The following is a 15041-nucleotide window of genomic DNA, read 5'->3' as shown; positions in this document are numbered from 1 at the left end:
GGCATCCTGCCTCAGCGACCGGACTCCGTATACGTCCCTTCGCCGGTGACGGCCGCGCGGATGCGGCGCGCGGTGAAGTCGGCGGCGAGATCGTCGACCTCCTCGAGGGTGCAGAAGCGCGCGTCGCGGATCTCACGCTCCTGCTTCACCACGGTGTCGAGCAGCGAGGACGGGTGGGTGCCGCCGTCGAAGACCAGGCAGACGGCGTCGTCCCAGCCGCCCCAGGTGGGGAGCCAGTCGGTGAGCAGCAGGTCGCCGGGCGCGAGTGCGAGACCGAGCTCCTCCTCGACCTCCCGCTCGACAGCGAGCCGCGGCGACTCCCCGACCTCGACCACCCCTCCGGGGAGGTCCCAGTCGCGCTTGTAGGTGAGCTGGCACAGCAGCACACGACCCTCGGGGTCGCGCACGAGCATCTGCGAGATGGCGCGCTTGCGGGGGAGGAAGGAGTTGAGGAGGGCGCGGAAGCTCTCCGGCTCGCTGAGCGGCGGGTCGGTCGAGAGCCGCGACAGGACGACGTACGCCGTCGCTGAGGGGCGCTCGCCCATCCCGGGCACGACGCGCTGCACGCCCTCGCGGTGCAGCCCCGCGCGGGTGGCGACCCGCAGCGAGCGCGCGTTGTCGGCGTCGACGCGCGCCTCCACGCGCTGCAGCCCCAGCCCGCCCTGGCCGACCTCGGCGAGGGCCCAGTCGACGAGCACGCGGACCGCGCGGGCGGCGAGGCCGCGGCCGCGGTGGCCGGCGTAGAGCGTCCAGGACAGGCTCGCGCCGACGCTGCCCTCGCGGGTCAGCTCGACGCTGCCGGCCAGCCGGCCGTCGTGCTCGACGACGAACGAGGCCTGCTCGCCCGCGGCGTAGCGCCGGCGCCACGCCGAGATGGCCGCGCGGTGCCGCTCCTCGCTCACGTCGGCGGCGTCCCAGCCGAACCAGCGGGCCATCTCCTCGTCGTGCCCGGCGACCGCCTCGGCCACGTCGTCGTCGCGCCACGGGCGGAGCGTCACCACGCCGTCGGTCAGTGTCGGCTGGTCGTCTGGCACGTCCTCACCCTAGCGAGGCGGTGCGTGGCGGGGCTCGCGTCAGCGCACGACGTCGAAGCGGGCCATCATCCCGTGGTCCTCGTGGTCGAGCATGTGGCAGTGGATCATGAAGGGGCCGGTGTAGTCGGTGAAGCGGGTGGCCACCTCCACGACTTCTCCCGGGTCGAGGCGCCAGGTGTCCTCGAGGCCCCGCTCCCAGGGAGGAGGTGCCTTGCCGTCGCGGAGCAGGGTGCGCCACTGGCCGGCGTGGATGTGGACGTAGTGGGTCACCTCGCTCGTGTTGCGCAGTCGCCACCTCTGCGTGACGCCCAGCGGGACCTCGTAGTCGACGCGGTGTGGATCGAACGGTCGGCCGTTGATCGTCCACGCGCTGCCCGTCGCTGGAGTCCCGGTCAGGTCGAAGGTCCAGGTCTTGCTCACCCGGCGTGGGGGCTCGACGAGCTCGGGAGCAGGCAGCTTCGTCGGAAGCACCGAGTCGTCGGTCGCCGCGCCGTTGACCCGGAACTCCATCAGGGGGGCGATCCGGGTACCGGTCCCGGCGGATCCGTCCGAGCGGGGCACCGACCTCAGCGTCACTGCGGTGCCCTCCTCGCCGTGGAAGTCGACCAGGACGTCCGCGCGCTGCGCCGGACCGAGCAGGATCTGCTCCCGGGCGACGGGACGGGGGAGGAGGCCGTTGCCGGTGCCGATCTGGATGAGGGGTCGGCCGTCGGACAGCGCGAAGGCGTAGGCGGAGGCGCTCGATGCGTTGAGGAGTCGCAACCGGTAACGGGTGGCGGTCACGTCGAGGTGGGGGAGGAAACGGCCGTTCACCAGCACGTGGGTCCCGGTGGTGGCGTCGTTGGGCGGGGCGCTCGGTCCGACGAAGAACATCTGACCTCCGTGATGCACCATCGCGGGCGCTGTGGCGAAGGGGTTGGCGAGCCGGTTGTGGTTGCCGAAGGAGCGGTCGGCCACCATCAGGGGGACGTCGCGCACCCCGGTAGGAAGGTGGAGCCTGCGGTCGGCGGCGTCCGAGACGAGGAACATGCCCTGCAGGCCACGCCAGTTGTTGCGCGCGGTGTGGTCCATGCGGTGGTCGTGGTACCAGAAGAACGAGCTGGGCTCGGGATTCCCGCCGTAGGTCAGCGGGTAGTAGTAGGTCCGCGCCGCGCCGCGGGGGATGAGGAACTGGGTCGGCTGGCCGTCGTCCACGGGATCGTGGTGGTCGCCGTGCAGGTGCACCGTCATGGACCCCGCTCGTTTGGGCAGGGCGTTGACGAACGTGACACTGGTGGCCCTGCCCGCCGGGCGTGTGATCGTGGGTCCGGGCCAGGTGCCACCGAAGGTCCACATGCGCGTGAGCGGTCCCGTCGGGAGGATGCGTACGCCGGCCTCGCGCATGCGCAACCGGACGTGCGGGCCGCTGAGCACGGAGGGAATCACGAGGGGTTGGTCGAACGCCACCGGTTCGGGCGCAGTGCCCCCACCGCTCCGGTCGACCACGAGGGTGCCGCGCATGTTGGGGTGGAAGCGACAGTAGAAGTCGTAGCTGCCGGAGGCGAGGCCGTCGACCGCCGGGATGGCCACCGTGGTGCCGTGCAGGACCTTGACGTCGAACAAGGGAGTGCCGTCGCCTGCCAGCGCGATGGACGTGACGGTGTGGTCGTAGACGTCGAGGTTCGTGACGCTGAGGGTGCCATCACCGGACACGGTCACCAGGGGTGTGGAGTACGACTTGCTCGCGTCCCCGCGGTTGATCACGATCGTGGCCGACGTCCCGCCTGATGCAGCCTCTGCACGTGCCGCTGGCGAACTGGTGCCGGCAACGATCGTCAGCGGGGTCACGTCGTAGGCGACGAGCGCTGCGGCACACCAGGCCGCGACTGCGAGCCCGATGACCGATCGCTGCCTGACCGTGCCCCCCACGCGTGAAGTATCTGTCTCCCGCACCCGTCCGGCATCCCCAAAAGTCGGGTGGTCTGGACATCAGCAGAACCACTGACGAGGAGTGGTGCAAGGGTGCGTTCGTCGAGAAGTGGCCGGCGGTCGCCGACCTGGCACCACCCAGTTACGGAGGCACCACATGCGGATCAAGATGCTCGTGCACGCGGCTGTGGCCGTGCTGTGCACGACGGCGCTCGTCGCGGCACCCTCGGTGACCGCGACAGCCAACCCACGGCCTGTGCAGCACTCGCGTGCGGCCGTGCCCACCATCACTGCCCACATCACACGCACAGGGGTGAGGCTCACCGGGGTCGACGGCCTGCACGCGGGTCGCGCCGAGCTCGTGGTCACGGGCAAGGGTGACACCACCGTGTCGTTCGGGACGCTCCGCCGCGGGTACTCCTGGACGTCGTTCTCCCACGACCTCGTGGCCGGCTTCGTCAAGAACAAGGCGACGGCCATCAAGCGGATCTATGCCAAGACCGACGCCATCGGTGGACTGGCTCCCGGGGGGACCGGCACCATCGTCTTCCCCCACCCCGGGAAGTACTTCGCCTTCACCTTCGGCGAGAAGGGGCCGTCTAAGCCGGCGGAGTTCGTCGTCGGGGCGAGGCGGAGGAGCCGGGCCCCGCACGTCGACGGCCGGATCGTCGCTGCCGACGGACCGGGCTGGCGCGGAAGCTCGACCATGCCCGCCAAGGGCACGTTCTTGTTCAAGAACGCCGCCACCACGAAGGTCCTCCACTTCGTCGAGCTGCAGCGCGTGAAGGAGGGCACCACGGTGCAGGAGGTGCTTGCCACGTTCCAGGGCCCGGAGACGCAGGGGCCGCCCCCGTGGTTCATGCCTGGATCCATGCAGGCCGACGTCATCTCGCAGCGTCGATCCATGACCGTGGACTACGACCTGCCGCCCGGTCAGTACGTCGTGCTCTGCTTCATGCCCGATCCGAAGATGGGCGGCATGCCGCACGCCTTGATGGGCATGATCGAGATGATCCACCTCACCTGACGCGCGGCGTCGGGCACGACGATGCAGGCCGCCGGCCCCTGGAGCGCTCGCTCCGGGGGCCGGCGGTCGAGGCTCCTCAGGCCTTGCGGAACCAGACCGTGGCCAGCGGCGGGACCACGATGTCGGCGTACGCCGGCTGCCCGTGGTGATCGCCCTTGGTCGCCGTGATCACGCCGAGGTTGCCCACCCCCGAGCCGAGGTAGGTCTCGGCGTCGGTGTTGAGCACCTCGTCCCAGCGCCCGTCGGACGGCAGCCCGAGCCGGTAGCCCTCGTGCGGGGTGCCGGCGAAGTTGGTCACGCAGACGAGGTCGGGGTGGCCCGGGGCGCTGCGCACGAAGGAGAACGTGTTGCGGCCCGCGTCGTTGGCGTCGATCCACGAAAAGCCGGACGGGTCGTTGTCGCGGCCCCACAGCGCGCCGCTGGCGGCGTAGGTGGCGTTCATGTCGCGCACCATCGCGTGCACGCCGGAGTGCTCGGGGTGCTCGAGCAGCCACCAGTCGAGCTCGCGGCTCTCGGCCCACTCCGACTCCTGGCCGAACTCGCAACCCATGAAGAGCAGCGGCTTGCCCGGGTGAGCCCACATGTAGGCGAGGTAGGCGCGCAGGTTGGCCAGCTGCTGCCAGCGGTCGCCGGGCATCTTGCGCAGCAGCGAGCCCTTGCCGTGGACGACCTCGTCGTGGCTGATCGGCAGGACGTAGTTCTCCGCGTAGGCGTAGACGAGGGAGAACGTCATTTGGCCGTGGTGGTGGCTGCGGTAGAGCGGGTCCTTGGCGACGTAGTTGAGCGAGTCGTGCATCCAGCCCATGTTCCACTTGAAGCCGAAGCCCAGCCCGCCGTCGCTCGTCGGGCCGGTGACGCCCGGCCACGCGGTGGACTCCTCGGCGATGGTGACGATGCCGGGCACGCGCTTGTAGACGGTGGCGTTCATCTCCTGGAGGAACTGAACGGCCTCCAGGTTCTCCCGGCCACCGTGCTTGTTGGGCGACCACTCGCCGTGCTCGCGGGCGTAGTCGAGGTAGAGCATCGAGGCGACGCCGTCGACCCGCAGGCCGTCGGCGTGGAACTCCTCGAGCCAGAAGACCGCGTTGGCGTAGAGGAAGTTGCGCACCTCGTTGCGCCCGAAGTTGAAGATGTGGGAGCCCCACTCCTTGTGCCACCCGCGCTGCGGGTTGGGGTCCTCGTAGAGGGGGGTGCCGTCGAACCTGGCCAGGGCCCACTCGTCGGTGGCGAAGTGCCCGGGCACCCAGTCGAGGATCACGCCGACGCCGGCCTGGTGCAGCCGGTCGATCAGCCGCTTGAGGCCGTCAGGGTCGCCGAAGCGAGCGTCCGCGGCGAAGTAGGAGGTGACGTGGTAGCCCCACGAGCCGCCGAACGGGTGCTGCATGACCGGCATGAACTCCACGTGCGTGAAGCCGAGGTCGGCGACGTAGGGCACGAGCGCGTCGGCGATCTCGTCCCACGAGTAGAGCTCGCCGGAGTAGTGCTTGCGCCACGAGGCGAGGTGCACCTCGTAGGTCGACATGGCCTCGTCGACCGGCTGGCCGGTGCGTCGCTTCTCCAGCCACGCGTCGTCGTTCCACTGGTGCTGGGACTTCCAGACCACCGAGGCCGAGCTCGGCGGCTTCTCGGCGTACTGCGCCATCGGGTCGGCGCGGTCGCCCCACTGTCCGTCGGCGCCGCGCAGGCGGTACTTGTACTGCGAGCCGACGCCGGCTCCCTCGACGTGGACGTGCCACACGCCGGACCCGTCGAGGCGCGTCATCGGGTGCTGCGAGCCGTCCCAGCCGGCCCACTGCCCGGCCACCTGGACCTCGAGGGCGTTGGGGGCCCAGACGCGGAACGAGGTGCCGGTGTCGGTGACCTGGGCGCCGAGGACGGTCCAGAGCTCCTCGTGGCGGCCCTCACCGATCAGGTGCAGGTCGAGCTCACCGGGTGCGTGCGTGTCGGTCGTCTCGTTCATGTCGTCTCCTCCAGCGCTGCCAGCGGGATGGACAGCCATCCCGGTCGGTTGCGGGCCTCGTAGACCGCTTCGTAGACCGTCTTGTCGGCCAGGTATGCCTCGAGCAGGGTCTGCCCGGCCCCCTCGAGGGCGTCGCCCCGCTGGGCGGTGTAGGCCTCGAGGAAGGCGGCACGGTTGCGCGCCGACCACTCGGCGGCCCGGTAGGTGCGTTGGTCGGCCTCGCTGGCGTCGTAGTCGCCGCTGGTGAGGGCGACCACGCGCGGGGCGTAGTCGAAGGAGCGGATCATGCCCGCCACGTCGCGCCACGCCGAGTCGGGCTCGAGCCGCTCGGCGAGCGGCTTGGCCGGCTCGCCCTCGAAGTCCACGATCTTCCATCCCCGCGCGGTGCGCAGGGTCTGCCCGAGGTGGAGGTCGCCGTGGACCTGCTGCACCTCGACACGGTCGAGCTCGCGCAGCCGGGCGTACGTCGCCCGCAGGCCGGCCTCGTGCGGCGCGAGGTCGGGCACCACCTCGAGCGCCGCGGCGAGCCGGCCCTCCATGGCCCCGGCCAGGCCGGCCAGGGCAGCGGCGTCGCGCTCCTCGACCGGGAAGTGCTCGGCGAGGTCGGCGTGGACCTCGGCCAGCGCCACGCCGAGCCGCGCGGCCTCGCCGGCGAAGTCGCCACCCACCTCGTCGGCGTGCAGGTCGGCCTCGGCGAGGAGGTTGCGCACGCTGGCCAGCGCCAGGTCCCACCCGTCGCTCGCGGTGCGGAGGAACTGCTGGAGCATGGCCAGCTGGATCGTGGTGTCGGTCTGCTCGTCGACCAGGTCGAGCCAGCCGTAGAGCGACGCGACGTGCGTCGAGCCCGCCTCGGTGAGGACCTGGTGGATCGCGACGTCGGGGTTGACGCCTGGCGTGACCTTGCGGAACACCTTCATCAGCGCGTCCTCGCCGAAGGCGACCGAGGAGTTGGACTGCTCGCCGGAGAACAGCGTCGAGTGGGCGTCGAGGTCGAGCTCGTGGTCGCCGAGGCGGTGGAAGTCGAGCTGCCCACGGTCGGTGCTCGACGGTGGTGCCGCGAAGGCACGCAGCCACAGCCCCATCGACTCGCGGTCGTGCAGCGCGTCGTAGACGTGGGCGTGCCCGAACTCCCCGTCGTCCCACTCGCCGACGTGGGCGTGGGCGAGCCGCTCCTGCGGCTCGGCGTAGAACGCCAGCGGCAGCTGGTACAGCTCGCTCGCGTCACCCTGGCCAGCGGCGTACGCCACCTCGGCGAGCTCGATCGACACGTGGAGGCCCGGTGGGGCCTCGGGCAGCTCGCCGACGCGGCGCAGGCCCGCGAGCCTCCACTCGCGTCCCTTGCCGCCGAACCAGCGCGCCTCGCCGATCCAGGCGGTCAGGGCGTGGTCCCTGTTGTCATGGCCGTCGTTCGTGCTCACTGCTCCACCCCCGGGTTCGGGTCGGTCAGGCGCAGCCACAGGAACCCGTAGCCGCCCAGCGTCAACAGGTAGGGCAGCTCGCCGATCGCGGGGAACGGCACGCCGCCGAGCAGCTCGACGGGCACCATGCCCTCCCAGTGGCGCAGGTCGAGCTCGACGGGCTGCGGGAAGCGCGAGAGGTTGTTGACGCACAGGATGACGTCGCGTCCCTCGGGGCCCGCTCCGTCGGGGGAGTGCTCGCGGACGTAGGAGAGCACGCTCGGGTTGGAACCGCCGAGGTCGACGAAGTCGCCCAGGCCGAACGCCGGGTGACGGCGGCGCGTGTGCACGAGCCGGCGCGTCCAGTGCAGCAGCGAGGAGGTGTTCTCCAGCTGCGCCTCGACGTTGACCGACTGGTAGCCGTAGATCGGGTCCTGGACCGCCGGCAGGTGGAGCTTGCCGGGCGTGGCCGAGGAGAAGCCCGCGTTGCGGTCGGGCGTCCACTGCATCGGCGTACGGACGCCGTCGCGGTCGCCGAGCCAGATGTTGTCGCCCATCCCGATCTCGTCGCCGTAGTAGAGGACGGGGGAGCCGGGCAGCGACAGCAGGAGCGCGGTGAAGAGCTCCATGCGGTTGACGTCGTTGTCGAGCAGCGGCGCGAGACGGCGCCTGATGCCGATGTTGGCCTTCATCCGCGGGTCGTGGGCGTACTCGGACCACATGTAGTCGCGGTCCTCGTCGGTGACCATCTCGAGGGTGAGCTCGTCGTGGTTGCGCAGGAAGATGCCCCATTGGCAGCCGTCGGGGATCGCCGGCGTCTGCTCGAGGATCTCCGAGATCGGGAAGCGCGACTCACGGCGCACGGCCATGAAGATGCGCGGCATCACCGGGAAGTGGAACGCCATGTGGCACTCGGTGCCGATCCAGCTGCCGTCCTCGGTCTGCTCGGGACCGAAGTACTCCACGACGTCGGCGGGCCACTGGTTGGCCTCGCAGAGCAGCACGCGACCGGGGTAGTTCTCGTCGACGAAGCGGCGGCACTTCTTGAGGAACTCGTGCGTCTCGGGCAGGTTCTCGCCGTTGGTGCCGGGGCGCTCGTAGAGGTAGGGCACCGCGTCGAGCCGGAAGCCGTCGAGGCCCATGTCGAGCCAGAACGCCATCGCCTCCAGCATGGCGTCGTGGACCTTGGGGTTGTCGAAGTTCAGGTCGGGCTGGTGGTGGAAGAAGCGGTGCCAGAAGTACTGCTGGCGCACCGGGTCCCAGGTCCAGTTGGACGGCTCGGTGTCGACGAAGATGACCCGCGCGTCCTGGTAGAGCTCATCGGTGTCGGACCAGACGTAGAAGTCGCCGTAGGGACCCTCGGGGTCGCTGCGGCTGGCCTGGAACCACGGGTGCGCGTCGCTGGTGTGGTTCATGACGAAGTCGATGATCACGCGGATGCCGCGCTGGTGGCAGGCGTCGAGGAACTCGTGGAAGTCCTCCACGGTGCCGCACTCGGGGAGGATGTTGTTGTAGTCGGCGACGTCGTAGCCGCCGTCGCGCAGCGGCGAGGTGAAGAACGGCGGGATCCACAGGCAGTCGACACCGAGCCACTCGAGGTAGTCGAGCTTCTCGATCAGGCCCTTGAAGTCGCCCGTGCCGTCGCCGTTGGAGTCGCGGAACGAGCGGACCAGCACCTCGTAGAAGACCGCCGTGCGGAACCACTCGGGCTCGGCGTTGAGCACCGCGGTGGCCGCTCCGGCCTCCGTCGGCATCTGCGCTGACGTGGGGTGCTGGGTCAACGGGTCCTCCTCGCGCTGATGATGTGGGCGGGTTCGTGGCCGGGATCGAGCCGGACGTAGTTGTGCGCGGCCCAGCTCCAGTCCTCGCCCGTGATCTCGTCGTGGGCGACTAACGAGTCGTGCCACTCCATCCCCAGCGCGGGCATGTCGAGGTGGACCATCGTCTCCCGGGTGCCGTGCGGGTCGAGGTTGATGACCGTGATGACGACGTCGCTGGTGCCGTCGGGGAGATCGTGCTTCTTGGAGAAGACGAGCACGTGGTCGTCGTCGCTGGAGTGGATCGTCACGTTGCGCAGGAGCCGGAGCGCGGGGTGCGCGCGCCGGATCTCGTTGAGCCGGGTGAGGTAGGGCGCCAGCGTGGTGCCCTCCGCGTCGTGCCGCTCCCAGTCGCGGATGCGGATCTGGAACTTCTCCGAGTCGAGGTACTCCTCCGAGCCGGGCTTGACCGCGACGTGCTCGAAGAGCTCGTAGCCGGCGTAGACGCCCCAGCTCGGTGATCCGGTCGCCGCTAGGGCGGCGCGCACCTTGAACGCCGCCGGGCCGCCGTACTGCAGGTAGGCGTGGAGGATGTCCGGGGTGTTGACGAAGAAGTTCGGCCGCATCAGGTGGTCGGACTCCGAGGACACCTCGACGAGGTAGTCCTCGATCTCCCGCTTGCCGGTGCGCCAGGTGAAGTAGGTGTAGCTCTGGTGGTAGCCGATGGAGCCCAGCCCGTGCATCATCGCGGGCTTGGTGAACGCCTCGGAGAGGAACAGCACGTCGGGGTCGGTGCGTCGCACCTCGGCCAGCAGCCACTCCCAGAAGGCCAGGGGCTTGGTGTGCGGGTTGTCGACCCGGAAGATCCGCACGCCGTGGGAGATCCAGAGCTTGACGATGCGCAGCACCTCGCGGCAGATCCCCGCGGGGTCGTTGTCGAAGTTGATCGGGTAGATGTCCTGGTACTTCTTCGGCGGGTTCTCGGCGTACGCGATGGTGCCGTCGGCGCGGGTGGTGAAGAACTGCGGGTGCGTGGTGACCCAGGGGTGGTCCGGCGCTGCCTGGAGGGCGAGGTCGAGGGCGACCTCCAGGCCCAGCTCGCCGGCGCGCGCCACGAAGGCGTCGAAGTCGGCGAAGGTGCCGAGCTCGGGGTGGATGGCGTCGTGGCCGCCGTCCTTGCTGCCGATCGCCCACGGCGAGCCGGTGTCGTCGGGCCCGGGGGTCAGGGTGTTGTTGGGGCCCTTGCGGTTCAGCTCGCCGATCGGGTGGATCGGCGGGAGGTAGACCACGTCGAAGCCCATCTCGGCGACGCGGTCGAGCCGCTTGGCTGCGGTGCGGAAGGTGCCGGAGGTGATCTTCCCGGTCTTCGCGTCGCGCGTGGCGCCCTCGGAGCGGGGGAAGAACTCGTACCAGCTGCCGAAGAGCGCCCGCTCGCGGTCGGCGCGGAACCGGAACGGCCCCGTCACGGTCGTGAGCTCGCGCAGCGGGTGGGCGAGCAGCACGGCGTCGAGGTCGGGGTCCTGCAGTGCGGCGAGCCGCGCGCCCACCGGCCGCGTCTGGTCGCTCGCAGCGGCGATGGCGCCCCTGACGAGCGCCGCCGCGGCCGGGTCGAGCGTGTCGGTGCCCCTGCCGCCCGCGACGCGCTCGAGCAGCAGCCGCGCCTCGGTGAACATGAGCTCCACGTCGACGCCGGCCGGGATCTTGATCCCGCCGTCGTGCTGCCAGGTGGCCACGGGGTCGGACCAGGAGTGGACCTCGAAGGTCCACTCGCCGGCGACGTCGGGGGTGACGTGGGCGAGGTACCGGTTGGGCTCGACTCCCTCGGGTCGCATCCGAACGGGATCACGACGCCTCCCGGACGGATCGATCGCGACGACCTCCGCCGCGAGCTGGTCGTGCCCTTCGCGGAACACGGTCGCGCGGACCGGCATCGGCTCGCCGACAGTCGCCTTCGCCGACTGCCGACCGAGGTCGACGACGGGGGATACATCCATCACGGGTATGCGTCCAACCATGGCCCCCACACTTTCGGACCCGACACCCGCATGCAAGCCGACCGCGGCCGAGGCCACCCCTTGGGACGGCCCGGCCGCGGCCGGTGCTGCGGGTGCCGCAGGGTCAGGAGCCCGCGGCCACCGTGATCACCCGCAGGCGCGTCCGCGAGGGCGCGAGAGCCTCTCGGTCGCGCGGCACGAATCGCACTCGCACGGTGTTCCGGCCCCGGTGGAGCGCCTTCTTCGGCACCCTGACCCGGGCGGTGCCGTCGTTCGTGCTGACGGACCTCCAGGTGCGGCCGTCGATGCTCACCACGAACCTGCCCGCTTCCTGCTCGACGGCCGAGCGCACCGTGAGGAACAGCACGGGGGCCGGCTTCCGCGACGTCTGGTAGGCCCGCTTGACGATCATGCGGGTCCGGGTGCGCGCGGGCGTGCCCGCGTCCGGGCCGGTGGCGGGCGGGGTGCCCGTGCCGGGCGGGGTGCCGGTGCCGGGCGGCGTGCCCGGCGTGCCGGGCGCGGTGGGCTGCGTCGGCAGGGTCGCGTCGTCGCCGAAGACCTGGAGCTCGGCGGCGTGCACGATGGTGCCCCGGTCCGAGCCCTCCTTGCAGTCGGTGAGGACGGTGGTGCTGGCCGTCTGCTGACTGGCGTACGCCTGCTGGCCGGTGCACTGGTTCTCCAGCGTCACCAGGCGCACGGCGGCGGCCTCGGTGTCGGGCACGTCGAACTCGCGCAGGTTGAGCGTCGGCGCGACCGGGCGCGGCAGGACGCTCGGGAACGCGTCGGCGGGCGAGGTGTAGAAGCGCGTCCAGGTGGCGTCCGCCGTCTCGCAGGCGGCCGTGCACGCCTCCAGCGCGAACTGGCGCAGGGCGGTGAAGCGCGAGCCCGAGTCGGGGTCGTCCTGCGCGAGCGGGACGTCGGTCGCCGACGGCGGTGCCGGAGTGAGGTACGCGCTCACCTGGACCCGCCGCACGGTGCTGACCTCGCCGGCCAGGTCGACCGACACCGACGGGTGCGACTCGTCCACCTGCGTCGCGGTCACCCCGCCCCAGTTGGTCGCCTCGGTGCCGTCGATGAGGGCCTCGGGGTTGAGCGAGCCCGCGGTCGAGCCGATGACGCTCGCGCCGGCTGGGGAGCTGGCGAGGTTGACCACGTCGCCGAGGGTCTCGGTGCGCGCTGCGCCGTCCGCGAGCACGGTCATCGTCCACCGGGTGGCGCCGCGGTCGGGGGAGACGGCCACCATGTCGTAGGTGCCGGGGGTGAAGCTCGCGCTGTCGCCCAGCGCGGTCTCCGGGTCGGTGTCGGCGACCGGCGTGACCCGGGCCTCGTAGTCACCGACGTAGATCTTCGCGGCACCGGTGGTGTCGAAGGTGATCCGCGACGTCGGCCCGGTCGGGGTCGCGAAGCTCGGAGTGGGCTCGGGGTCGTCGGCGTCGACGACGGCTGCGTCCGCACCCATCCCGCGGCGGGCGAACGCCGCCCACAGCACGTCGGTGTCGGCGCCGCCGAAGCGCATCTGGTCGGCGGCGATCATGGCGTCACGCGCGTCCAGCATGGACGTCGCGCCCTGCTGGAGCAGGAAGGCGTCGAAGACCAGCTGCACCCAACGCCGGTTGCCCGGGCAGGTCTCGACGGCGCGCGGCGTGCGGGTGGCCGTCGCGTCTGCACACTGCAGCTGCAGGGCCTTGTCGGCGTAGGGGTACTGGGCGTCGTACTTCTCGACGAGTGCCTGGCGGACCTCCCACATCGTGCCGTTCCAGATCTCGCCGTCGGCGTGGACCTCGGGGCCGGTGGTGTCGAAGCCGTAGTCGGAGTAGTTCAGCGGGTTGTCGTCGATGGAGTAGTCGCGGATGGCGGTCTCGGTGTTGCCGGTCGCGTAGGCGCCGACGGCCCACACGTTGCCGCCGTTGCTGTAGCCGTGGGCGAACTGGTACTCGCCGGCGACCAGGTCGCCCCACGACTCGCCCATCGCGCCGCCCTGCTCGGAGCTGATGCCCTCGTCGGGGCCGCCGATCATGCGGTTGCTGATGGCGTGGGTGTACTCGTGGCCGACGATGCCCATGTCGAGGCCGCCGTCGGTGCAGGGGGCGTAGAACGCGCCGGCGATAGGCTCGAAGAGGTACTGGTTGGTGATGCCGGGCACGCCGTCCTGCAGCGCGATCTGGTTGGCGTTGTCACGGCCCTGGAACGTCGGGCTGCCGCCGCTGACGGCACCGGCCTGCGCGTTGCCGACCTCCTGGTCGCCCGCGGCACCGCCGCGGCTGCCGTTGTCGAGCTGCAGGTTGTAGTTCTCCTCGGTGAAGCCGAGGTAGTAGGAGAAGTCGTGCATCCGGTTGTGGGCGACGAAGAGGTTTCCGACCGAGGCCTCGATGTCGTTGCCGCCGGGGACGAGCTCGGAGGTGTCGCAGCGGCTGTTGTTCCAGCGGTCCTCGAAGTCCTTGGTGTAGGCGCGGGTCGCCGAGACCGGCGCCTGCGCCGTGCCGCCCGGGGTCAGCGGGCTTGCCCACGCCTCGTGCGTGTTGGCGTTGTTGCCCACGGTGGTGAAGGTCGAGAGCGCGCCGACGGTGTCCCACGGGCCGAAGGAGGCGATGGTGCGCAGCTCGCCGGGCGGGGTGGTGCAGGCGGGGTCGACCAGGCGCCAGCAGCCGACGACCGAGTTGGTCGGGACCTCGTCAGGGGAGTCGAGGGTCGGGTTGGCGGTGAAGTAGCGCCACATCGGGTTGCCGGTCAGGTCGCCGGTGCCCGGCGCGGCGGCGTCGCTCGTGGTGACGGCCAGGGTGTACTGCCCGACCACCACGGACGCGGCGTCGAACGGGCAGACCTGGGCGGAGTAGGTGCCGGCCGGCATCGAGGCCGAGGAGTACGTCGCCACCTCGGGGTTGGTCGCGTTGTCGCCCGTCGCGAGCAGCGAGTCGCCCTTGAAGATCTTCACGACGAAGTCGTCGGCGGGCACGCCGGTCGCGCCGGCCGTGATCGAGCGGGTGAGGTCGTCGGTCAGGTCGAACGCGTGCTTCGGGCCACACTCGGTCGGGGTGACGCTGCCCGTGAACACGTCGTTGTAGGCGAAGTTGTCGACCTGGTTGTGGCGGGCGAGCACCTCGCCGGTGACCGCGTCGACCAGGCTGGTGAACGCCAGCGCGCCGGCGCCGGCGACGTCGACCACGTTGGCCTCGAGCACCGGACGCACCGTGCCGTCGGCCATGGGCAGGGCGCGCAGGCGCACCTGCTGCTCCTGGGCGAAGCCCGGCACGGTGAGCCGGGTCCAGCCGCCGCTGACGGTCCTCGTGATCGACGCGACCTGGTCGACGGGCACGCCCACGGAGAGGTCCTTCGCGGCCTCGAGCCATCCCTGCAGCGGCGTCAGCACGGCCGCGGGCAGCACGCTCGTCGTCGTACGGGCAAGGGAGGAGGAGACGTAGGCGACCTGCCCGTCGGCGACGCCGACGGTCACCAGCCCGCCGAGCGCCGGCGCGACGCCGTCGAAGTCCTGGCGGAGGAGCACCGCACGCGCCCCGGAGCGCGCCAGCGGCTGGGCGGAGACCAGCTCGAGCGAGTCGATGCCGGCAGCATCGGTGCCGAACAGCGCTGCGTGGTCACGGAGCCAGGCGCGCGCGCCGTCGACAGGGGCGCCGGGTGCGGCGCCGAGGGACCCGTCGGCGGGGAGCAGGGACGCCGGGGTGCCGAGCTGGTTCCACCGGGCGGTGACGTCGCCGAGCGCGTCGACCGCCTGGCGCTGCAGCGCCGTCGGGAGGGCGGTGCCGCGGGTGTCGACGTCGCGCGGGCCGGCGACGGGGTCGCCGAGGGTGCGCACGTCGGCCGGGGTGGCGCCGGGGGCGACCGCCTGCTCGGCCGACGCGGAGCGCTCGGCGGTGGCGGGGCCGGCGACGGCGGTGAGGGCGGAGATCGCGAGGAGCGTCGCGGCCGCGAGCGAGGTGCGGCCGAGGCGGGGGCGGGGCGAGGTCAT

The 15041-nt window shown here is 71.2% G+C and carries 8 protein-coding genes; 1 reads left to right on the top strand and 7 read right to left on the bottom strand.

Translation table 11 applies throughout. The annotated features are described in order from the left end of the window. Positions 1 to 11: 11 nt before the first annotated feature. Both ASG76_RS06170 and ASG76_RS06165 read right to left on the bottom strand, forming a co-directional pair. Entirely contained in the window at positions 12 to 1034 is a 1023-nt protein-coding gene (locus ASG76_RS06170; RefSeq protein WP_056601335.1) for an NUDIX hydrolase, read from the bottom strand. A gap of 39 nt (positions 1035 to 1073) precedes the next feature. After that, the gene (locus ASG76_RS06165) at positions 1074 to 2942 is read right to left on the bottom strand and encodes a multicopper oxidase domain-containing protein (protein ID WP_162254090.1); all 1869 of its coding nucleotides are present in this window, start codon (positions 2940 to 2942) and stop codon (positions 1074 to 1076) included. A gap of 313 nt (positions 2943 to 3255) precedes the next feature. Here ASG76_RS06165 and ASG76_RS06160 point away from each other — a divergent pair, with 313 nt between their 5' ends. Beyond that, complete coding sequence (locus ASG76_RS06160; protein ID WP_157558983.1) at positions 3256 to 3969, top strand: hypothetical protein; 714 nt, start codon at positions 3256 to 3258, stop codon at positions 3967 to 3969. Positions 3970 to 4045: 76 nt separating this feature from the next. Here the strand turns inward: ASG76_RS06160 and glgB are convergent, their stop codons facing one another. The 5 genes from glgB to ASG76_RS06135 all read right to left on the bottom strand — a co-directional run bounded on the left by glgB (position 4046) and on the right by ASG76_RS06135 (position 15041). After that, positions 4046 to 5929, bottom strand: a complete 1884-nt coding sequence (gene glgB / locus ASG76_RS06155; protein WP_235529432.1) for a 1,4-alpha-glucan branching protein GlgB — start codon at positions 5927 to 5929, stop codon at positions 4046 to 4048. Then, positions 5926 to 7347, bottom strand: a complete 1422-nt coding sequence (locus tag ASG76_RS19260; RefSeq protein ID WP_056601326.1) for a maltokinase N-terminal cap-like domain-containing protein — start codon at positions 7345 to 7347, stop codon at positions 5926 to 5928. Before ASG76_RS19260 ends, glgB begins: the two co-directional genes overlap by 4 nt. Beyond that, positions 7344 to 9080 (bottom strand): maltose alpha-D-glucosyltransferase, encoded by a 1737-nt coding sequence (treS, locus tag ASG76_RS06145; protein WP_056601323.1) that lies wholly within the window; start codon positions 9078 to 9080, stop codon positions 7344 to 7346. Before treS ends, ASG76_RS19260 begins: the two co-directional genes overlap by 4 nt. A gap of 23 nt (positions 9081 to 9103) precedes the next feature. After that, entirely contained in the window at positions 9104 to 11098 is a 1995-nt protein-coding gene (locus ASG76_RS06140; RefSeq protein WP_056601319.1) for an alpha-1,4-glucan--maltose-1-phosphate maltosyltransferase, read from the bottom strand. 103 nt (positions 11099 to 11201) lie between these two features. Beyond that, complete coding sequence (locus ASG76_RS06135) at positions 11202 to 15041, bottom strand: M36 family metallopeptidase (protein WP_082587312.1); 3840 nt, start codon at positions 15039 to 15041, stop codon at positions 11202 to 11204.

The sequence above is a fragment of the Nocardioides sp. Soil774 genome, assembly GCF_001428125.1.
Classification (GTDB): Bacteria; Actinomycetota; Actinomycetes; order Propionibacteriales; family Nocardioidaceae; genus Nocardioides.
This window is presented reverse-complemented; position numbering and strand designations above follow the sequence as displayed.